The organism is Lentzea chajnantorensis (assembly GCF_054300775.1).
In genome coordinates this window covers 5,082,436-5,101,816 of the sequence record NZ_JBSDZT010000002.1, presented here as the reverse complement: position 1 = coordinate 5,101,816, position 19,381 = coordinate 5,082,436, and the positions used below count along the sequence as shown (strand labels likewise).

Below are 19,381 nucleotides of genomic sequence, written 5' to 3'. Positions count from 1 at the left end.
GGGCTGTCGAAAAGACCTCCGCCCGTTCGACGTGTCCGCGAGAGCACGGTTGAGGCGGAAGGACACGAACCATGGGACTCGTCATCTGCGACATGTCGATCTCGCTCGACGGCTGCGTCACCGGTCCCGGTGCCAGTCGCGACAACCCGTTCGGCGACGGTGCCGGCAGCCTGCACGACTGGCTGTTCGAGGACCCGGCCGACGCGGACCGCCGGTACCTCGAGGAGGCGGTCGCCCTCTGCGGCGCCGTGGTGATGGGCCGCACGTCGTTCGACAAGACCGCGGACGCGTGGGGTCCCGGCGGCCCGGTCCCCGGCTGTCAGAGCTTCATCGTGACCCACACCGCGCCGGCGGGGGAGCACCCCGGCTACACCTTCGTCACCGACGGCGTGGCGAGCGCGATCGAGCAGGCCCAGGAGGCGGCCGGCGACCGGTGGGTCGGTCTGCACGGCGCCACGGTGATGCAGCAGGCGCTGCCGCTCGGACTGGTCGACGAGATCTTCGTGCACGTGGTCCCGTTGCTCGTCGGCGGCGGCACACCGCTGTTCGGCGCGCTCGGCTCCGCGATCAGGCTCGAACGCGTCGAGACGCACCACTCCCCCGCCGTCGACCACCTGCGGTACCGGGTCGTCAGGTAGCGGCCCCGGCTGGGAACGCCTGTTCGGAACTGTTCCGAACAGGCGTTTCCGTTGTGCCGACCGATCTTCCGGTCCGAGGGTTGAGGCCGTTCGGTTCGACTCACGGAAGGTTGGTCATGGCTTCGTTCAAGGCTTTGTTCGCCATCGCGGCGCTCGCCGCCGGTGGTGTCGCGATCCCGGTTTCGGCTTCCGCGTCCGACGTCGGCGCGCTGGCGTGCAGCCAGCACTCGCACTCGGCGAAGGACACCTTCAACCGAGGCCGTGCGGCCAAGTCGAGCATCCCGATCCGGTCCGCCGGCCCCTACTCGGGCTGCAGCATCGACGGGTACGTCGACAACACGGTCAACCTGCACTACCACTGCTACGTCACGAACAGCGCGGGCAACACCTGGACCTGGGTGCGCGTCGTCGACCAGCCGGTGGCCGGCTGGGTGTGGGACGAGAACCTCGTGGGCGGCGGGTCCGCGGTCAGGTGCTGACCAGCGTGAACCGCTGGTCCTCCTCGCCGGAGCAGTGTTGCTGGGCGAGCTCGGAGCCGGCGACGAGGTCCGACGGGCCGCCCAGCACCCCGATGCACAGACCGCTGTGCACGGGCCGGAGGCGGTAACCGCCGTCGTCGTCGGCCTCGAACAGGAAGCGCTGGTGCGCCGCGCCCGTGCAATTGTGCGGTGACACCAGCGCCTCCGCCTCCAGCTTCGCGTCGTCCACGCCCAGGCAGCCCACGCCGTGCCTGGGGTGGAACCACTCGATCTGGAACGTGTCCGGTGCGACCTCGGTCAGCGACGTCTCGGGCACGACGCCCTCGCACGGGCGCAGCACCGCCAGCTCGCGGTCCGTCCGGCCGTTGCGCTCGCGGCCCTCGCCCACGCACAGGTCGCCGACCTTCAACAGGGAGCGGCCGTTGCGCGGACCCGTCGGCCACAGCAGGAAGGTGGCCGTCGCGGCGATCACCACCACGAGCCCGATCGCCAGCGGCACCACGAACCTGCGCCGTTTGCGAGGAGTGGGAACAGGGGGAGGTGGCTCGATGCCCGTCGCGAGGCGCTGACGGGCATCGAGCCACTTCCGCACGGCGTCGTCGTCGAGACCGCAGGCGCGGACGAATGCGGACACCAGCTGTTCGCGGGGCAGGGAGGAGCGGTTGAGCGCCGTCGCGGTGGTGCTCGACGGCAGCACGTCGCCGACCGCCGCGGCCTTGCCTTCCAGCTGGCGGAACGTGTACCCCGACCACTGCCGCAGCCGGCGCAGGCCGGCCACGAAGTCCGCCGCGCTGGTGATGTCGTCCGGGTCAGGAGGAGTGATGGCCACGTCACCGCAGAGTGCCGCAAGCCCGTCGAATGCCGATCTTTAGCCCGAACGGTTCAGGGGCCCTGCTCCACCGCTCACCGCTTACGGTGGCGTGAACCGAACCGGGTGGGAGTGAGCGATGGCGGTGCTGGACCGGTACGACTCGATGATCAGGGAGAAGACCTCGGCGGGTCTGCGATGAGGGGCGCGGTCGTCACCGGTGCCGGGCGCGGCGTGGGCAAGCTCGTGGCGAAGATGCTGGTGCAACGCGGCTACACGGTGCTGGTGACCGATGTCGACGAGGCCACCGCGACCGCGACGGCCGCTGAGATCGGTGCCGCGGCACGGGTGATCGACGTGCGCGACCACGAGGCGGTGGAGGCGGCGCGCGACGACATCGTGGCCCGCGCGGGCCGGCTCGACGTGTGGGTCAACAACGCGGGAGTGCTGGTGACCGGGCCGGCGTGGGAGCAGGACGCCGCCACCCGCAGGCTGATGATCGAGGTCAACACCCTCGGGACCATCAACGGAACCGTGGCCGCCATCGAGGCCATGCGCGGTCACGGTGGCGGGCACGTCGTGAACATCGTGTCGCTGGCGGGCATCACGGCCGTCGCGGGCGAGGCGGTGTACGCGGCCTCCAAGCACGCGGCCATCGGCTTCAGCCTCAGCACCCTCGCCGACCTGCGGGTGGCGGGCGTGCGGGACGTCGACATCTCGTGCATCTGCCCGGACGGCATCTGGACGCCGATGCTCTACGACAAGCTGGACGACCCGTCGGCGGCGTTGTCGTTCTCCGGCACGCTGTTGCAGCCCGCCGACATCGCCGCCGCTGTGGCCCGTGTGCTCGACAGGCCGCGGCCGGTCGTCACCGTTCCGAAGTGGCGTGGGGCGCTGGCCCGGTTCGGTGACGTCTTCCCGCGGTTCGGGCTGCGCGCGATCCCGCTCATGGTGGCGCAGGGACGCCGGAACCAGCGGAGGTCAGCTCGGTAGCGTTCCGTTGCTGTGCAGCAGGCCACGCGCGTGCTCGATGGCCTCGGGAGTGGTCGCGAACATCCGCACCCCGTGGGTTTCGAGCTGCCGGCGGTGCTCCTCCCGCACGCCGGACAGCAGCACCGTGATGCCCCGGCGTTCCAGCCGCTCCACGGCGTCGCGCAGCACCAGCGCACCCGTTCTGTCCATCGTGGACACGTGGGACAGGCGCAGCACCACCACCGAGACCTCGGCGATCTCGGTCAGCTCCAGCAGGAACCGGTGCGCGGCGGCGAAGAACAGCGGCCCGTCGAGCCGGTAGGCGACGATGTGCTCGGCGAGCAGGGCGTGCTCCTCCTCGGCGTGGTCGCCGGGTTCGAGCGGTTCCTCGTCGACCCGGACCGACCGGGCGACGGCGCGCAACGCGAGGGCACCGGCGACGACCAGGCCCAGGATCACGGCGGTGACGAGGTCGAGGACCAGCGTCGCGACCGCCGTGAGGGCGAGCACGACGGCGTCGGACCGGTTGGCGCGCATCAGCACCCGCACCGAGCCGACCTCGACCATGCGCACCGCGGTGGCGATCAGCACACCCGCCAGCACGGCCAGCGGGACGCGCCCGACGACGGGAGCGGCCGCCAGCATGATCACGGCGAGCGTCACGGCGTGCACGAGGGCCGCCAGTCGTGAGCCGGCACCGGAGCGGACGTTGACCGCCGTGCGCGCGATGGCCGCGGTGGCCGGCACGCCACCGAAGACGGGTGCGACGACGTTCGCGATGCCCTGGCCGAACAGCTCGCGGTCCGGGTCGTGCCGCTGGTTCACGCTCATGCCGTCGGCGACCGTCGCGGACAGCAGGCTCTCCAACGCGGCCAGCGCCGCCACGGCCACCGCCGACGGCAGCAGCGACCACAGCGCCGTCACATCCACAAAGGACAGTGAAGGTGCTGGCAGGAACGCCGGTAGCGCACCGATCCGCGCCACGGGCAGGGACCACAGCTCCGCGACCACCGTGCCCAGCGCGACCGCCAGGAGCGAGAACGGGATCGCCGGCTTCCACCGTGCGCCGAGGAGCATGACCACGGCCACTCCCCCGGCCAACGCGGCGGCGGGCCAGGACGGCCCGGAGCCGAACGCGCGCACGGCGCCGACCACGACGTTGTGCCCGCCCCCGGCCTGAACACCCAGAGCGGCGGGCACCTGTTGCAGCGCGATCACCGCCGCGATGCCGATGGTGAAGCCCTCGACCACCGGAGCCGGCACGTACCGCATGTACCGCCCGGCCCTGGCCGCCGCCAGCACGAGCAGCAACACCCCCGCCATCAGCCCGACGGTCAGCACCCCGCCCGGACCGAACTCCGCCACGATCGGCACCAGCACCACCGTCATCACACCGGTGGGACCGGAGACCTGCAGGCTCGACCCGCCGAACACGGCCGCCAGCGCCCCCGCGACGACGGCCGTCGCCAGCCCCGCGGCCGCACCCAGCCCCGACGCCACGCCGAACCCCAGCGCCAGCGGCAACGCCACCACCGCGACCGTCAACCCCGCGACGAGATCCCGAGGTGCCGCGGCCGACCAGTCCGCCTTGGCGGGCAGGAAGGTTCTCACGCGGAGTTCTCGCGCAGCTGCTCCAGCAGCTCGTTCTGCCCCACCAGCAGCTCGGTCAGGATCCGCCGCGCGGCCTTCATCAGATCGGCCACGTCGGCACCGGCGAGCGCGTACACCACGGTCGAACCCTCACGCGTCGCCGTGACGATGCCGGACCTGCGCAGCACGGCCAGCTGTGCGGACAGGTTGGACGGCTCCACCTCGATCTCGGCCAGCAGGTCGCGCACGGCCTGGGGACCGTCCTGGAGGAGTTCCAACACCCGGATGCGCACCGGGTGGCCGAGCATGCGGAAGAACTCCGCCTTCGCCTGGTACAGCGGAACGGGCACCGCTCATCCCTCCCGCGGCGCGTCGACCGCCACACCGTGCTCGGCGGCCAGGCGCCGCAGGTTGGCCAGGTCCGCCGCGTGCATCTCGGCGGCGTACTCGTCCTGCTGCTCCACCGCCCTGCGCACCGCGCTCTGCGCCTGCTCGACGCGCAGGAGCAGGTTGTCCTCGAACTCGTTCACCGGCCCACGACCTGTCGACTTGAAGAATTCTTCAATTCAACAGTCTACGGTCCCGTCAAGTGGCCCGGGCCGATCGCGTCCCACCGGCCGCGTGGGAGCTGGCTGGGCAGGCTGCGGCGGAAGTCGGACCGGACGATGGCGTACAGCGAACGGACCTCGGCCAGCCGCTGTGCCGCGCTGACCGGTGGTCCGGCGGGGAGCCAGGGCGTGCGGGCGCGGCCGACGAGGAGCTCGGCGAAGGTGTGGGCGATGCCTGCGTGGCCGTGGGTGCCGGGGTGGACGCGGTCGATGGACCACATGCGCGGCGCGTAGGTGCGCTCGTCGTGCCACAGGTCGTGCATGACCGCGTCGTGCTGGTCCGCGATCGTGCGCACGAGGTCGTTGACGTGCCGGAACCGCGAGCGCGTCGCCTGGTGCAGGTTCGCGGGTCCCGGCCAGCGGCGGGTGATGTCTGGCAGGGTCGCCATGATCACGCGGGCGCCACCGTCGCGCAGGGCGGCCACGGTGTCGGACAGCGCGCGGCCGACCGCCGTGCTGTCGAAGCCGGTCCGGTCGAACGCGTCGTTGGCGCCGACCATGACGCTGACCAGGTCGGGCTTCAGCCGCAGCGCCGGCTCCACCTGGTGTTCCAGCACGTGCCGCGCGCACCACCCGCGCACGGCGAGGTTGTCGTACCGCAGGCCGGGCCAGGCGTGGTCGAACTCGCCGGCCAGGACGTCCGCCCAGCCCCGCAGGCTCCCGTCCGGGCGGGGGTCGCCCACTCCCTCGGTGAGGCTGTCGCCCAGCGCCACGAACCGCCGCACGGGCTGAGTACTGTTGACCATACTCAGCAAGGTAGCGCACGCCGCCTGTGACAGAGTGCGCGCATGCAGCCCGACCAGACCGGTGCCACCGCCGCACAGCAGGCGCAGTCCGCCGACGACGCGCGCGAGCTGCGGTGGGACCGCGAGGCGTGGCGGCTCGACCCGGACTCCGCGCAACGCGCCCTGGACGTGCTCGTGCCGCGCAGCGCAGGGCAGATCGTGCGGGAGGCGTTCTACGGCACCCGCCGCTTCGACGACTTCCTGCGCCACACCGGCATGACCCGCGGCGTGCTGTCGGCCCGGCTGCGGGAGCTGACCGCCCAGGACATCCTGACCAAGGTCGCCTACCACGACGCCGGCTCCCGCGGCCGGCACGAGTACCGGCTCACCGGCAAGGGGCGGGACCTGGCCGCGGCGATCATCAGCCTGCTCACCTGGGCCGACCGCTGGCTGCCCAGCCCGGACGGGCCCACGGTCGTGCTGACCCACCGCGACTGCGGCGCACCGGTCGGCACCGAGATCCGCTGCGGTGAGGGGCACCAGGTCGGCGACATCGGGGACATCCGGGCCCAGCCCGGCCCCGGCGCACAGCCCGCACCCTCGTCCTGAGCGACGGGGTCCCGGTGCTCGGGGCGTGCTCGTTCAGCCGCGCTGCGGCAACCCTTGCGGTGGCGGGAAAACGTTCCAGCACGGCCCCACCCCGGTGGTCCTTCGCAGCGACCGGACCCGGTGCACCTCGCGGTGCTGTCGCTCATCCTCTGGCACTCGATCCTCTTGGGACAGTGGTTCCCGCCGTCGTCGGCAACCCCCACCCGTGCAGTGGATTCCGTGCTCGATCGGGCTGCCGAACGCGGTGGTGATCAACCCGCCGCGCACGCCGCGAGGAGCGTCCTCCCTCGAACGGGCGGCGTTGCGCTCGATCGAGGGCTGGGCCGGCCGGATCGGCTTGTCGGACGCGTCCTGAGGTACTCGATGGCGACCGGCGCCCGGCCGGGTGTCGGCGCAGCGCCGTGTTCGGCGCGATCAGGAGAGGACGACCCGATGTCGCGTTTGTCCCGAGCGGCCGGTCTGACCGGCATGGTGTTCACCGCCACGGCTTTGTTCTCGTTCATCGGGCCGCCCGCCCAGGCCGACCCCGGCATCTGCATCGACCACGTGATGGAGAACGGGCACGAGGCGACCAGCAACGTGCTCAAGGCGTGCAAGATCGCGAAGACGGGCAAGAGGGAAGACGTCAGGACGTGCCTCCGGATGCTGCGAGCCGAGGGCGTGGAGCGCGAGGTGGCCTCGCACGCCTGCCGGATCGCCTCCGAGCCGGACCCGGCTTCCTGACCGAATCCCGAGGTTTGTCCTCTCGATCGGGTGGATCTTCTGCCTGACGCCCGACCCCGGCTTGCTGGCGGGCGCAGGCAGATCAACGCTCGGTGACTACGCGGTTGCCCGTTCATCCTGTGCACACTGAGGAGACGAGATGGTGTCGACGGCGGAGCACCAGACATCCGAACGCGACCGGCTGCGGGTGGTCTTCCGCCTGCGGGTCCCGGAAGCGGAGCAGGACCGCTTCCTCGACGCCTACCGGGGGATCAGGTTCCAGGTGTCGCAAGTGGAGGGCTACCTCGGCGACCAGCTGTGCCAGTCCGAGGACGACCCGGAGGACTGGATGATCACCAGCGAGTGGTCGAGCGCCGCGCACTTCCACGCGTGGGAGCGCGGCGCCGACCACCGGCGGCTGGCGGCCCCGCTGGTCGCGTGCGCGACGACGCGGGAGTCCTCGCGCTACCACGTCCGCCTGACCACCGCGCAGGGCACCGAAGCCGTACGACAACTGCTGGAGGCGAAGTCGTGAACCGCTATGCGTTGACGTTCCCGGTGCGCCCGGAGTCGGAGGCGGCGGTGGCCGAGATCCTGGCCGGTTACGCCGGACCCCCGCCCGGCCGGCCGCAGGCCGCGCGCCCGCTGCTGAGCCGCACGTCGGTCTTCATGGTCGGGCCGGTGGTGGTGCGGGTCGTGGACATCACCTGCCCGCCGGGGGAGGCGATCCGGCACTTGGCCGTGCAGCCGCAGATCCAGGCCGTGGAGCAGCGGTTGCGGCCACACCTGGTGCAGGACCGCGACCTGTCCGACGACGACGGCAGGCGGCGTTTCCTGGCCGGCTCGGTCATGCGCCTGGTCGCCTCCCGCGACGGCAGTCCCGGTCACCTGCCCCGTGCGGCGGCGTTCTACCGGGCGTTGCCGGGCCGGGCCGGTGAGGTGGCTCGGCTGCTCGCCTCCGCGGGGTCGGATTCTGACTGCGGCACAACGGTTTTCCTACGAAGGGACATGGTCGTGCACCTCGTGGAGTCCTCGAACGGCATGCCTGTCGTGCCGCTCGCCGACAGGCTGGCGCCGCTGGTGCACCAGGCCTGCCCGATGTCGCTGGTGACCGACCGCGTGGTGGGGGCGGTGGCATGACCGGCCAGCTCCACCGCGCGGTCAGCCAGGACGACGCCGCGCCCAACACCCGCCGCGGTGGCGACATCCGCGTCCTGCTCGGCCCCGCGACGGTCGGTGCCACCTCCGGGTTCATGGGTGTCGTGCTGGTCGGGCCGGGCGAACAGGTGAACGAGCACTACCACCCGTACTCCGAGGAGTTCCTCTACGTCGTCGAGGGTTCTGTGGTGCTGGACCTGGACGACGTGCCGCACGAGGTGCGCACGGACCAGGCGATCCTGGTGCCGATCGGGGTGCGGCACCGCCTCCGCAACCCCGGGACGTCGCCGGCCCGCGTGGTGTTCCAGCTGTCCCCGTTGGCGCCCCGGCCGGAGCTGGGGCACGTGGACACGGAGCACGAGTCGTGACGCGCCGGGTGGCGGTCACCGGCCTGGGGGTGGTGGCACCGGGCGGCATCGGGACGAAGGCCTTCTGGGAGCTGATCACGTCCGGGCGCACCACCACCCGGCCGATCACCCTGTTCGCCGCGGAGGAGTTCCGGTCGAGGATCGCCGCCGAGTGCGACTTCGACCCGGTGCACGCGGGCCTGACCGCCGCGGAGATCGCCCGGATGGACCGCTACGTCCAGTTCGCCGCCGTTGCCGCCGACGAGGCGTGGCGACAGGCGCAGGTGCCCGTCACCGACCCGTGGCGGCTGGGTGTGTGCATGGGGTCCGCCGTGGGCGGCACGACGCTGCTGGAGCAGGACTACGTGGCCACCTCGCGCCGCGGGCAGCAGTGGGTGGTCGACGCGGGCGCGGCCTCGCCGTTCCTGCACTGCGCCCTGTCCCCCGCCGCGCTGGCCGCGGAGGTCGCCGACCGGGTCGGCGCCTGCGGGCCGGTGCGGACGGTGTCGACCGGGTGCACGGCCGGACTGGACGCGGTGGGCCACGGCGCCCGCCTCATCGAGGACGGCCGGGCCGACGTGGTGGTGGCGGGGGCTTCGGAGTCCCCCATCTCACCGATCACGGTGGCGTGTTTCGACGCGATCCGCGCGACCTCGACGCGCAACGACGACCCCGCGCACGCGGCCCGCCCGTTCGACCGCGACCGGGACGGGTTCGTGCTCGGTGAGGGCGCGGCGGTGCTGGTGCTGGAGGAGCTCGGCCACGCCCGCCGCCGGGGCGCGGAGGTGCTGGCGCAGGTCGAGGGGTTCGCCACCCGCAGCAACGCCCACCACATGACCGGCCTGACGACGGAGGGCGTCGAGATGGCCGAGGCCGCGCGGCGCGCGCTGTACCACGCCGGGGTGGCGTCAGAGGAGATCGGCTACATCAACGCGCACGGCTCCGGCACCCGGCAGAACGACCGGCACGAGACCGCCGCGTTCCACCGGCTGCTGGGCGAGCGCGCGCACCAGGTGCCGGTCAGCTCGATCAAGTCGATGATCGGCCACTCGCTGGGCGCGATCGGCTCCATCGAGCTGGCCGCCTGCGCGCTGGCCCTCGTCCACGGCGTGGTCCCGCCGACCGCCAACCTGGACACGCCGGACCCCGAGTGCGACCTGGACTACGTGCCGCACACCGCCAGGGAACGCCGGCTGGACGTGGTGCTGTCGGTCGGCAGCGGCTTCGGCGGGTTCCAGTCCGCGGTGGTGCTGACGAGAGCGGGACGGCCGTGAGCCCCGCGACCACCGGTCCGGCGCCCGTCGTGACCGGTCTCGGTGTGATCGCCCCGAACGGACTCGGGGTCGGCGAGTTCTGGGCCGCCGTGCGGGACGGGCAGCTGGCGCTGGCACCGATCGGGCGGTTCGAGCCCAACCCCTACCCGGTCACCGTGGCGGGCGAGGTGACCGGCTTCGAACCGGCCGGGTGGGTCGACCCGCGGATCACCGTGCAGACCGACCGGTTCACCCACTTCGCCCTCGCCGCCGCCGACCTGGCGCTGCGCGACGCCGCGCTGCACCCGGCGGAGGTGGACCCCTTCGAGTTCGGCGTGATGACGGCCAGCTACAGCGGCGGTGTGGAGTTCGGCCAGCGGGAGATCGAACGGCTGTGGCGGAACGGTCCCGCGCACGTGGGCCCCTACCAGTCGATCGCCTGGTTCTACGCCGCGTGCTCCGGTCAGGTCTCCATCGGCAACGGCCTGCGCGGCCCGTCCGGGGTGCTGGTCGCCGACGAGGCGGGCGGCCTGGACGTCCTCGCCGCTGCCGGCGGTGAGCTGCGCCGAGGCGCGCGGGCCATGCTCGTCGGCGGCGCGGAGGCCCCGTTCTGCCCGTACGCGATGTGCTGCCAGCTCGGGCTGGGGCTGCTCAGCACGTCCGGTGACCCGGCAGCGGCCTACCAGCCGTTCACCGAGCGGGCCGGCGGGTTCGCACCGGCCGAGGGCGGTGCCATCCTCGTCGTGGAGGACGCCGGCGCCGCGCACCAGCGGGGCGCCACCGTGAAAGCGGTGGTGGCGGGGCACGGCGCGACCTACACCGGCCGGCGGCGGTTCGACCGGTCGGCGCAGGGACTGCTGCGGGCCGCCACGGGCGCGCTGGCCGAGGCGGGGCTGACCCCCGACGACGTGGACGCGGTGTTCCTCGACGCGATGGCCGACCCGTGTGCCGACGCCGCCGAAGCCGAGGCGCTGCACCTGCTGCTGGGCGAGCGCGCGAACCGGGTGCCGGTGACCGCGCCCAAAGCCGGGTACGGGCGCTGCTACGCCGCCGCGGCCGTGCTCGACGTCGCCGCCGCGGTGCTGGCCCTCGAACACGGCCTCGTGCCGCCCACCCCCGGCGTGCGCGACTGCCGGTTCGACCTCGACCTGGTCACCGGCGCCGCACGTCCGGTCGACCTGTGCACCGTCCTGGTGCTGTCCCGCGGCGTGTACGGCGGGAACTCGGCGCTCGTGCTGCGCCACCCGGAATCACCGACCATCGGAGGTGTGTGACGTGGACACCCGACTTTCCCCCGACGACCTGGCAGCGCTGATCAGCCGGTGCACCGGGGTTCCCGTGACGAGCGAGCAGGTCACGGACCCCGGCCGCACCTTCGACGACCTCGGCGTGGACTCCCTGGGCGTGATGGGCGTGCTGGCCGAGCTGCAACGCGACCACGGCGTGTCCAAGGACGCCGAGCTGCTGACGCACCAGTCGCCGCGCGAACTGCTGGCCCTGCTGCCGGGGAGGGCCTGAGGATGAGCGGGCACACCGAGAACGAGATCGTCATCGACGCGCCGATGGAGCTGGTGTGGGAACGCACCAACGACGTCGAGCACTGGCCGGAGCTGTTCAGCGAGTACGCCTCGGCCGAGGTGCTCGAACGCGACGGTGACCGCGTGCTGTTCCGCCTCACCATGCACCCGGACGAGGCAGGCCGGGTGTGGAGCTGGGTGTCCGAGCGCGTCGCGGACCGGGCCACCAGGACGGTCACCGCCCGGCGCGTCGAGACCGGGCCGTTCGAGCGGATGCACATCCGCTGGACCTACGAACAGCTGGACACGGGCGTGCGCATGCGCTGGGTGCAGGACTTCGCGATGAAACCCGACGCCCCCGTGGACGACGCCGCGATGACCAAGCGCATCAACGCCAACAGCCGCGTCCAGATGTCCTTGATCAAGCGGAAGGTCGAGGAGGTCGCGTGCACCGCACACTGATCGTCGCCCGCATGGTGCCAGAGGCCGCGGACGAGGTCGCCGCCGTGTTCGCCGGCTCCGACGACCACTCCGGCCTGCCCACCGCGCTCGGCGTGCGAGGGCGCAGCCTGTTCCGGTTCGGCGAGCTCTACCTGCACCTGGTGGAGAGCGACCGCCCGTTGCCCGAGGCGGTGAGCGCGCATCGCGACGACCCCCGCTTCCGGCGGATCAGCGAGGAGCTGAGCCCGTTCGTCTCCGCCTACGACCCCGACACGTGGCGTGAGCCCAAGGATGCGATGGCGCAGGAGTTCTACCGGTGGGAGCGCCATGTCTGACGTTCCCGTGCTGATCGCGGGCGGCGGCGTGACCGGCCTGTCCGCCGCCGTGTTCCTCTCCTGGTACGGCGTGCCGACCGTGCTGGTGGAGCGCCACCCCGAACCGTCGACCGATCCCAGGGCCCGTGCGCTCAACCCGCGCACGATGGAGCTCTACCGGGCCGTCGGCCTGGAGGAGGCCATCGGGCAGGTGCGGTCACCGATCGCCGACCACACCGTCGTCGCCCATGCCGAGACCGTGGCGGGGCCGGAACTGCTGCGGCTGCCCAACCGCCTCGACACCGGCCCCGACTCGCTGAGCCCCTGCCGGTGGGCCGCGATCGACCAGAACCAGCTCGAACCACTGCTGCGCGCACACGCCGTCGAGACCGGCGCGGACGTGCGCTACCACCAGGAGGTGGTGGCGGTGGACAACGGGCCCGACGGTGTCGTCGCGGTGGTGCGCGACCACCGCACCGGGCGGGAAGAACGTGTGCGCGCCGATCACCTCGTCGTGGCGGACGGCGCGCACAGTCCCGTCCGCCGCATGCTCGGCGTCGGGCAGGACAGCTCGGACCTCCTGGCTCGCAAGGTCAACATCTACTTCGACGCCGACCTCCGCGAACCGCTGGACGGGCGCAAGATCGTGGCGCTGACCGTGCGCAACCCCGCCGTGCACGGGTTCCTCACGTCCATCGACGGCGCGAAGCGGTGGCGGTTCGCCGTCTCCCTGCGTCCGGGTGACGACGTCGCCGACTTCACCGAGGAGCGGTGCGTGCACCTGCTGCGCACGGCCATCGGCGTCGGCGACCTGCCGATCGTCATCGACCACGTGTCCGAGACGCCGTGGGAGATCTCCGGCCAGGTCGCCCACCGCATGCACGTCGGCCGGGCGTTCATCGCAGGCGACGCCGCTCACGCCATGCCGCCCGTCGGCACCTTCGGCGTGGCCACCGCTGTCCAGGACGCCTTCAACCTGGCGTGGAAGATCGGCCTGCACCACCGCGGCGTGGCCGGCCCGGGACTGCCGGCCACCTACGAGACCGAACGCCTCCCCGTGGCCCGGCACACCACCGCGCTGACCGTCGAGCGGTACGGCCTGGTCAACGGCAAACCGGGAGACGCGCGCGAGAGCGCCATCCGCCAACGGGCGACGATGTTCGGCTACACCTACCCCGAAGGCGCTCTCGTCGCGGACGACACCCCCGCTCCGCACCCGGTGGAGGACCCCGACCACCCCACCGCCGCGCCGGGCTGCCGCGCACCGCACGTTCCCCTGGAGCACAACGGCACCGCACTGTCCACAGTCGACCTGATGGGACGCGGCCTGGTGCTCGTCACGGGCGCCGGCTGGCAGCCGGACGCGACCTCCTCCGGTGCCGGGGTCGAACACCACCGCATCGGCGACACCCTGCTCGACCCCACCGGCGACCTCGCCCGCCGCTGCGGCATCACCGACGACGGCGCCGTCCTGATCCGCCCGGACGGGTTCATCGCGTGGCGCAGTCCGACCGCACCCCGTCCCGGCGTCCTGTCGGCCGTGGTCGACCAGGTGCTGTTCCGATGAACGAGCGGCTCCTCAGCGGCCACTGCGGCGGCTTCCCGGCGGTCGCCATGACGGGAAGCCGGACCGTGGACCGCTACGCGTTGATGTTCCCGGTGCGGGCCGGGTCGGAGGAGGTCGTGGCCGAGCTCCTCTCCCGGTGCACGGCCCTTCCCGAACGCGGACCGGAGACCGGGTGGGCGCCGCTGGAGCGCACCTCGGTCTTCATGGCAGGGCGTGTCGTGGTGCGGGTCGTGGACATCACCTGCCCGCCCTCGGAGGCCGTCCAGCACCTGGCGGGGCAACCCCGCATCCAGGCGCTGGAGCAGCGGCTGCGGCCACACCTGGTCCACGACCGCGACGCGACCGACGAGGCGAGGCTCCGCTGGTTCGTGGCGACCGCCGTGATGCGGGTGGCGTCCGGCAACGGCCGCACCGGCCGGCTGCCGCGCAGGGCGGTCCTGTACGAGTCGCTGCCGGGACACGCCGGCGAACTGGCCCGGCGGCTCGCCGGCATCACCGTCGCCTCAGGTGGCACCACCGTGTTCCGGCGGCGCGACCTGGTGGTGCACCTGATCGAGTCGGACGACGAGGCACCACCGGTGCCGCTGGTCGGCCTCGTCGCGCCGTTCGCGCGGCTGGCACGGCCGATGACCCTGGTGACCGACCTCGCGGTCGATGCGGCGGTGACCGCCGGCAGCACCCGGCGGTGAGCCCATCCGAACTCCGCCTCGGTGTCAGTGGCGGTTCACCGCCCCCGCCGCAGCAGCTTCCACAGCACCAGCACGAGCGCCGCCGCACCGGCCGCGACCACCGCCGGGTGCTGCCGGGCCTGCCGGACACCCTGCTCGACCCGCTGCCGCACGGGCTCGGGCAGCGCCTCGACCGCCTCGATGGCGGTGACGCCGACCTGCGTGGTCACGACGCCGACCTTCTCGCCGACCTGACCCGCGACGGCGCTCGCCTTGCCGCTCACCTGCTCGGCGACCGCACCGGCCTTGCCGCTCACCTGCTCGGCAACCGCACCGGCCTTCCCGCTCACCTGCTCGGCGACCGCCCCGGCCTTCTCACCGACCTGACCCGCGATGACGGTCGCCTTCTCGCTCACCTGAGCGGCCACGGCGGTCGCCTTCTCGCGGACCGCGCCGGCCTGCTCGGCCGCGTCGGCGGGAACGTTCTTGTCGCTCATCGGTGTGCCCTTCACTGGTGGGGTTGTCCGCAACTTGACCTCCTCTACCCCGAAGGGCGCCGGTCTACGCCTGCACGGTGCGTCGCAGGCCGCCCCCCGATCGGGAGAACGACCGCGGCGAGGCGAATCGTTCGCAGTAACGGAAGAACCCGGCAGTGCGCCTCCGACGACGACCATGCGCTCCAGATGTGCCGAGACCCGGGAGCAACACCCACATCCGGGGGATTCGGACGGCTCCAGCCGAAATTCACACTTTGTGGTCATGACCGGTCAGTCGCGTGCCTTCTCCGGGCTACGGTCGCCACGGTTCCTGATCACGTTCACCCGGAAAGAGTGGTCCAGCAATGCAGAGCAACGCCCTCGACCGCGTCGCGGTCGTCTTCAGCCTCTTCGACCGCAACGGGGACGGCCACCTCCAGGCCGAGGACTTCGAGATCATGGCGGACGACGTCGTGGCGGCGGCACCGCAGTCAGGCCAGGCGGCCAAGAGCGCGATGCGCGAAGCGTTCGAGCGCTACTGGGAGACCCTGGTCACCGAGCTGGACGCCGACCGCGACGGCACGATCACCTTCGAGGAGTTCACGGCCTGCGTGCTGGCGCCGGAGCGGTTCGACCACACGATCAGCGAGTTCGCCGAGGCGCTCGCCGACCTGGGCGACCCGGACGGCGACGGGCTCATCGAACGGCCCGTCTTCCTGGCGCTCATGACCGCGATCGGGTTCGAGCAGGACGCGATCCACGCGCTGTTCGACGCCTTCGGGCCCACGCCGGACGACGAGATCACCGTGTCGACCTGGGTCGCCGGGATCAAGGACTACTACAGCCCCGCGAAGACCGGCATCCCCGGCGACCACCTGGTCACCGGCAGGGTCTGACCGGCCGACGAGCAGGAGAGGAACGCCTTGGTCCCCACCATCGGGCTCGCCGTCGGCCGCGGCACCGGTCCTGAGCTCGCCGACGTCTTCGAACGGGTCGTGACCACGTTCGGGGACGTCCGCATCGTCCGCTCCCCCAGGCTCTACCACTCGTACTTCTCCCTCAAGGCGGAGGCGAGCGGGGTCGCGGAGGTCGGGCTGCTGACCGGGCAGGACGCCGACCACTACGAGCAGTTCTGCCGCGAACAGGCACGCGCGGGCACGACCGCGGTCTTCCGCACCGCGATCAACGCCCAGTCGCTGTACCTGGTCCGCGAACGGTTGCAGGCGGTGAAGGTCGACCTCATCGCCGGCCGGGACACCTCGCTGCTCCTGGTCCGCGACCAGGCCCAGGGCTTCTACACCGGCGAGAACCACCACGAGCCCGGCGTCGTGCGCCGCACCACCGTCTTCAGCAGGGAGATCACCGAGAAGGTCGTCCTCGCCGCGCTGCGGCAGGCCAGGCGGTACTGGCCGGGCGAACCGCTGGGGCAGGTCGTCATGGCCTACAAGTTCCACCTGCTCGACGGTGCGCTGGGCGAGTGGGTGGCCGACATCGGTGCGCGGCACGGAGTGGACCTGCGGCTGGCGCAGCCGGACACGGTCAACCGCAACATCATCGAGCACGGACTGCCCGCCCGCAGCGTCGTCATCGGGTCCAACGAGTGGGCCGACGTCATGCACGTCGTCCTGCTCGACCGGCTGGGCCGCGAGCGCCAGGAGAACCGCTGCACCGAGAACCTCCACCTGCACCCCGACGTGCAGAACCTGGTGGAGTACCAGACGGTGCACGGCTCTGCCGACGACCTGGAGGGCCTGGGCATCGTCAACCCGACGGCGACGATCCGCGCGGCAGCGGCGATCGCGGAGCGGCACGCCGGGGCCACCGGTGCGATCGCGCGTGCGGAAAGCGCTCTCACCGCCGTGGCGAACCAGGGTGTGCGCACCCCGGACCTCCGCGGGCGGAACTCGACCGGCGAGGTGGTGGCCGCGGTGCTCGAACTGCTGCGGGAGCCGGGTCATCGCGGCCGGCACGCGGCACCGGTGCCGGCGGGCGAAGCGTGAGCACGACGGCGCTCGTCGTCATCGACCTGCAGAACGACTTCTGCACCGGCCCCGCCGTCGCCGCCCGGTACCGGGGCGACCCCGCCGCGCTGGACGCGGTGGCCGGCAACGCCGCCCGTGCCGTCGCCGTGGCGAGGAACCGGGCGGTGGAGGTGCTGTTCGTGCGGTTCCACGGCGACGTCGAGCACCAGGGCCCGAGCTGGCGGCGGCGCGACCTGGTGCTCGGCAAGAGTCCCAAGTGCCTGGAGGGCACGTGGGGAGCCGAGTTCCACCGGGTGCGGCCGATGCCGGGAGAACGCGTGTTCACCAAGCAGGCGCGGTTCGACGCGTTCCTCAGCGACGGTTTCGAGGAGCACTTGCGCCGGACGGGCGTCGAGCACCTGGTGTTCGCGGGCCTGTACGCCGACGTCTGCGTGGACACCACGGCGCGAACGGCGTTCCAGCACGGTTTCCACGTGAGCGTGCTGACCGACTGCACGACGAGCCTGCACCTGCCCGACGACACGGTCCAGCGGTTCATGGCCACCGTCTACGGCGCCCGGCTGACGACGCTGGCCGACCCGGACGTGTGGTCGGCGCCGGTGCGGCACGACCAGGAGAGGCAGGACAGGTGCCGGGTACCGGACACGGCAGCCAGACCGTAGAGCACGGGGTCGCGCGCACCGCCCTCATGGTCGCCGCGGCCCGTGCCATCGAGACCCACCGGCCGGACTCGCTCGCACGTGACGAGTACGCCGAGCACTTCGTGCGCGCGGCCGGTACCTGCGAGGACTGGCCGCTGCGCCTCGACGCGGTCCCGGGCGGCGACGACGACCCGTTGTGGGGCAGGCTCGGGCGGTACTTCGGCCTGCGGACGAGGGTGCTCGACGACTTCGTGCTGCGGTCGGCGCAGACCGGGGCACGACAGGTGGTGCTGCTGGGCGCCGGTCTCGACACGCGGGCCTTCCGGCTGGGCTGGCCGCGGCGCTGCGTGGTGTTCGAGCTCGACCAGGACCCGGTGCTGCGCTTCAAGCAGAACGTGCTCGACGACCTCGGTGCGAGGTCACGCGCACACCGGGTGCCGATCGCGGTCGACCTGCGCGACGACTGGAAGACGTCGTTGCGCGACGCGGGGTTCGATCCCGCCGCGCCGAGCGTCTGGCTCGCCGAGGGCCTGCTGCTCTACCTGCCCGGCGACGCGGAACGGCGCGTGATCGACGTCGTCGACGAGCTGAGCGCGCGGGGCAGCTCGATGGCGTTCGAGGTCAAGCTCGGCGTGGAACGGCCGGAGGTCCGCTCCAGCGCCGTGTACTCGGCGGCGAGGCAGCGGATCGGCGTCGACCTGCTCAGGCTGTTCGACGCCGAACCGCGCCCGGACTCCGCCGGTGATCTCGCGAACAGGGGCTGGGTCACGCGGGTGACGACCCCGTTCGACTTCACCGCGGAGTTCGGGCGCGGCCCGCGACCGGAGCCCGACGACGCGCTGGCGAGCAACCGGTGGGTGTTCGCGGCCCGGCTCTGACGAAGCCGTCAGAGCGCTCGTGCGATGGCGATGTTGCCCGCGAGCCGGTCTCCTGCTTCGTAGATCATGTATTCGTGGCCTTGGTAGGTGCCGAACGAGGGTGCGGCGGAGCGGCCGTTGTCGGGTGCGCCGGTGAGGGAGTCGTGGAAGACGCCGAGGTGACGGCGCTGGGTGAAGTCGCGGCCGAGTTCGGTGATGAGGATGTTGCCGCCGCTGCCGATGTCGGTGTTGTAGACGACGTAGGCGCTGTTGTTGCGGAAGAGCAGGTGGGGTCCGCCGATGTTGATGGCGCCGACGTCCTGGTGGCGGACGAGCGGGGTCTGGGAGAAGGTCCAGTCGCGGGCGTTGGGTGACCAGCCCCAGCCGATGTCGCGGTGGTTGGTCTTGTTGTTGATCATGAAGACCATGACGTAGCGGGCGCCGCGTGCGGGCAGGTCGTGGCGGAAGACCCTGGCGTAGGAGGTCTCGGTGGTGCCCGCGGGCATCAGCCGGGTGGACAGGACCTCCTTCTCGTAGCGGAAGTTGATGCCGTCGGCGGAGCTGGCCAGCCGGGTCACGGTGTTCTCGCCGTGGAAGTACAGGTACATGCGCTTGACGTCGTCGTTCCACATCGCGTGCGGGGAGGACACGTGGCTCACGCTGTACTCGCCGGGCCAGCTGCGGGTGATGATCGGGTTGCCCGGGTACTCGGTGAACTCCTCGTCGAGGGTGTTGGCATAGGCCAGGCAGATCCCGCCCGGTGCGTCGTGCGGCGCGTAGTACAGGTAGTAGGCCGCCCTGGCGCCGGGGATGCGGTCCTTCGTGCCCCGGATCGTCGGGAAGATCAGCTCACCGGTCGGGTTGTACCGCAGCTTGCTCTTGACCAGGGCGAGCCTGCGGTAGCGGTAGTCGGGAAACCCCGCCGGCGCCGCGGCGGCGGTACCGGCCGCACCCGCGGCACCCGCGGTGCCCGCCAGCAGAGCCGCACTGCCCAGCAGAAGACGGCGACGGTTGACTGTCATGGAACGC

At 72.1% G+C, this 19,381-nt stretch carries 27 protein-coding genes; 20 read left to right on the top strand and 7 right to left on the bottom strand.

The annotated features are described in order from the left end of the window. Positions 1-71: 71 nt before the first annotated feature. Positions 72-638, top strand: coding sequence for a dihydrofolate reductase family protein (locus tag ACVDFE_RS25215; RefSeq protein ID WP_458432114.1), 567 nt, complete (start codon positions 72-74; stop codon positions 636-638). A gap of 116 nt (positions 639-754) precedes the next feature. Beyond that, entirely contained in the window at positions 755-1,117 is a 363-nt protein-coding gene (locus ACVDFE_RS25210) for a hypothetical protein (protein WP_360401092.1), read from the top strand. On the opposite strand, the gene ACVDFE_RS25205 is transcribed toward ACVDFE_RS25210, so the two are convergent. Next, positions 1,107-1,946: an RICIN domain-containing protein gene (locus tag ACVDFE_RS25205; RefSeq protein ID WP_458432113.1), complete on the bottom strand. Its 840-nt coding sequence runs from the start codon at positions 1,944-1,946 to the stop codon at positions 1,107-1,109. The genes ACVDFE_RS25210 and ACVDFE_RS25205 overlap by 11 nt on opposite strands. Before the next feature lie 177 nt (positions 1,947-2,123). Here ACVDFE_RS25205 and ACVDFE_RS25200 point away from each other — a divergent pair, with 177 nt between their 5' ends. Beyond that, positions 2,124-2,918, top strand: a complete 795-nt coding sequence (locus ACVDFE_RS25200; protein ID WP_458432112.1) for an SDR family oxidoreductase — start codon at positions 2,124-2,126, stop codon at positions 2,916-2,918. Here ACVDFE_RS25200 and ACVDFE_RS25195 read toward each other — a convergent pair. From ACVDFE_RS25195 to ACVDFE_RS25180, 4 genes are read right to left on the bottom strand one after another with little or no spacing between them, the layout of a single operon-like run. Beyond that, complete coding sequence (locus tag ACVDFE_RS25195) at positions 2,907-4,508, bottom strand: SulP family inorganic anion transporter (protein ID WP_458432111.1); 1,602 nt, start codon at positions 4,506-4,508, stop codon at positions 2,907-2,909. The two genes, ACVDFE_RS25200 and ACVDFE_RS25195, sit on opposite strands and share 12 nt — an antisense overlap. After that, positions 4,505-4,837 (bottom strand): ArsR/SmtB family transcription factor, encoded by a 333-nt coding sequence (locus tag ACVDFE_RS25190; protein WP_360401080.1) that lies wholly within the window; start codon positions 4,835-4,837, stop codon positions 4,505-4,507. Before ACVDFE_RS25190 ends, ACVDFE_RS25195 begins: the two co-directional genes overlap by 4 nt. Positions 4,838-4,840: 3 nt before the next feature. Further along, complete coding sequence (locus ACVDFE_RS25185; protein WP_360401077.1) at positions 4,841-5,017, bottom strand: hypothetical protein; 177 nt, start codon at positions 5,015-5,017, stop codon at positions 4,841-4,843. A 44-nt stretch (positions 5,018-5,061) separates the two neighbouring features. Further along, positions 5,062-5,841 carry an SGNH/GDSL hydrolase family protein gene (locus ACVDFE_RS25180; RefSeq protein ID WP_458432110.1) on the bottom strand — a complete coding sequence of 260 codons (780 nt, stop codon included), beginning with the start codon at positions 5,839-5,841 and terminating at the stop codon, positions 5,062-5,064. A gap of 42 nt (positions 5,842-5,883) precedes the next feature. On the opposite strand from ACVDFE_RS25180, the gene ACVDFE_RS25175 reads away from it, so the two are divergent. The 13 genes from ACVDFE_RS25175 to ACVDFE_RS25115 all read left to right on the top strand — a co-directional run bounded on the left by ACVDFE_RS25175 (position 5,884) and on the right by ACVDFE_RS25115 (position 14,417). Then, a complete protein-coding gene (locus ACVDFE_RS25175; RefSeq protein ID WP_458432109.1) occupies positions 5,884-6,429 on the top strand; it encodes a winged helix-turn-helix transcriptional regulator in 546 nt (181 codons plus the stop codon). Between the two features lie 205 nt (positions 6,430-6,634). Next, positions 6,635-6,784 carry a hypothetical protein gene (locus ACVDFE_RS25170; RefSeq protein ID WP_458432108.1) on the top strand — a complete coding sequence of 50 codons (150 nt, stop codon included), beginning with the start codon at positions 6,635-6,637 and terminating at the stop codon, positions 6,782-6,784. Between the two features lie 77 nt (positions 6,785-6,861). Next, entirely contained in the window at positions 6,862-7,152 is a 291-nt protein-coding gene (locus tag ACVDFE_RS25165; RefSeq protein ID WP_458432107.1) for a hypothetical protein, read from the top strand. Positions 7,153-7,291: 139 nt separating this feature from the next. Continuing rightward, positions 7,292-7,666: an antibiotic biosynthesis monooxygenase family protein gene (locus ACVDFE_RS25160; RefSeq protein ID WP_360401062.1), complete on the top strand. Its 375-nt coding sequence runs from the start codon at positions 7,292-7,294 to the stop codon at positions 7,664-7,666. Further along, the gene (locus tag ACVDFE_RS25155; RefSeq protein WP_360401059.1) at positions 7,663-8,271 is read left to right on the top strand and encodes a SchA/CurD-like domain-containing protein; all 609 of its coding nucleotides are present in this window, start codon (positions 7,663-7,665) and stop codon (positions 8,269-8,271) included. The genes ACVDFE_RS25160 and ACVDFE_RS25155 overlap by 4 nt, the downstream gene beginning before the upstream one ends. Then, complete coding sequence (locus ACVDFE_RS25150) at positions 8,268-8,657, top strand: cupin domain-containing protein (protein ID WP_360401056.1); 390 nt, start codon at positions 8,268-8,270, stop codon at positions 8,655-8,657. Before ACVDFE_RS25155 ends, ACVDFE_RS25150 begins: the two co-directional genes overlap by 4 nt. After that, complete coding sequence (locus tag ACVDFE_RS25145; RefSeq protein ID WP_360401053.1) at positions 8,654-9,910, top strand: beta-ketoacyl-[acyl-carrier-protein] synthase family protein; 1,257 nt, start codon at positions 8,654-8,656, stop codon at positions 9,908-9,910. Before ACVDFE_RS25150 ends, ACVDFE_RS25145 begins: the two co-directional genes overlap by 4 nt. After that, positions 9,907-11,163, top strand: coding sequence for a beta-ketoacyl synthase N-terminal-like domain-containing protein (locus ACVDFE_RS25140; RefSeq protein WP_360401050.1), 1,257 nt, complete (start codon positions 9,907-9,909; stop codon positions 11,161-11,163). The genes ACVDFE_RS25145 and ACVDFE_RS25140 overlap by 4 nt, the downstream gene beginning before the upstream one ends. 1 nt (position 11,164) lies before the next feature. Next, positions 11,165-11,407: an acyl carrier protein gene (locus ACVDFE_RS25135; RefSeq protein WP_360401047.1), complete on the top strand. Its 243-nt coding sequence runs from the start codon at positions 11,165-11,167 to the stop codon at positions 11,405-11,407. A 2-nt stretch (positions 11,408-11,409) separates the two neighbouring features. Beyond that, positions 11,410-11,868, top strand: a complete 459-nt coding sequence (locus tag ACVDFE_RS25130; RefSeq protein ID WP_360401044.1) for an SRPBCC family protein — start codon at positions 11,410-11,412, stop codon at positions 11,866-11,868. After that, the gene (locus ACVDFE_RS25125; protein WP_360401041.1) at positions 11,853-12,182 is read left to right on the top strand and encodes a TcmI family type II polyketide cyclase; all 330 of its coding nucleotides are present in this window, start codon (positions 11,853-11,855) and stop codon (positions 12,180-12,182) included. The genes ACVDFE_RS25130 and ACVDFE_RS25125 overlap by 16 nt, the downstream gene beginning before the upstream one ends. Further along, positions 12,175-13,728 carry an FAD-dependent monooxygenase gene (locus ACVDFE_RS25120; protein WP_458432106.1) on the top strand — a complete coding sequence of 518 codons (1,554 nt, stop codon included), beginning with the start codon at positions 12,175-12,177 and terminating at the stop codon, positions 13,726-13,728. Before ACVDFE_RS25125 ends, ACVDFE_RS25120 begins: the two co-directional genes overlap by 8 nt. After that, complete coding sequence (locus tag ACVDFE_RS25115) at positions 13,725-14,417, top strand: SchA/CurD-like domain-containing protein (RefSeq protein ID WP_458432105.1); 693 nt, start codon at positions 13,725-13,727, stop codon at positions 14,415-14,417. The genes ACVDFE_RS25120 and ACVDFE_RS25115 overlap by 4 nt, the downstream gene beginning before the upstream one ends. A gap of 35 nt (positions 14,418-14,452) precedes the next feature. Here ACVDFE_RS25115 and ACVDFE_RS25110 read toward each other — a convergent pair whose 3' ends face one another. Continuing rightward, positions 14,453-14,893, bottom strand: coding sequence for a hypothetical protein (locus ACVDFE_RS25110; RefSeq protein ID WP_458432104.1), 441 nt, complete (start codon positions 14,891-14,893; stop codon positions 14,453-14,455). Positions 14,894-15,237: 344 nt separating this feature from the next. On the opposite strand from ACVDFE_RS25110, the gene ACVDFE_RS25105 reads away from it, so the two are divergent. From ACVDFE_RS25105 to ACVDFE_RS25090, 4 genes are read left to right on the top strand one after another with little or no spacing between them, the layout of a single operon-like run. Then, positions 15,238-15,768 carry an EF-hand domain-containing protein gene (locus ACVDFE_RS25105; RefSeq protein WP_458432103.1) on the top strand — a complete coding sequence of 177 codons (531 nt, stop codon included), beginning with the start codon at positions 15,238-15,240 and terminating at the stop codon, positions 15,766-15,768. 27 nt (positions 15,769-15,795) lie between these two features. Continuing rightward, the gene (locus ACVDFE_RS25100) at positions 15,796-16,872 is read left to right on the top strand and encodes an isocitrate/isopropylmalate family dehydrogenase (protein WP_458432102.1); all 1,077 of its coding nucleotides are present in this window, start codon (positions 15,796-15,798) and stop codon (positions 16,870-16,872) included. Further along, entirely contained in the window at positions 16,869-17,516 is a 648-nt protein-coding gene (locus ACVDFE_RS25095; RefSeq protein WP_458432101.1) for a cysteine hydrolase family protein, read from the top strand. The genes ACVDFE_RS25100 and ACVDFE_RS25095 overlap by 4 nt, the downstream gene beginning before the upstream one ends. Continuing rightward, positions 17,483-18,373: a class I SAM-dependent methyltransferase gene (locus tag ACVDFE_RS25090; protein ID WP_458432100.1), complete on the top strand. Its 891-nt coding sequence runs from the start codon at positions 17,483-17,485 to the stop codon at positions 18,371-18,373. The genes ACVDFE_RS25095 and ACVDFE_RS25090 overlap by 34 nt, the downstream gene beginning before the upstream one ends. An 8-nt stretch (positions 18,374-18,381) precedes the next feature. Here ACVDFE_RS25090 and ACVDFE_RS25085 read toward each other — a convergent pair whose 3' ends face one another. After that, complete coding sequence (locus tag ACVDFE_RS25085; protein WP_458432099.1) at positions 18,382-19,374, bottom strand: hypothetical protein; 993 nt, start codon at positions 19,372-19,374, stop codon at positions 18,382-18,384. Between the last annotated feature and the right edge of the window lie 7 nt (positions 19,375-19,381).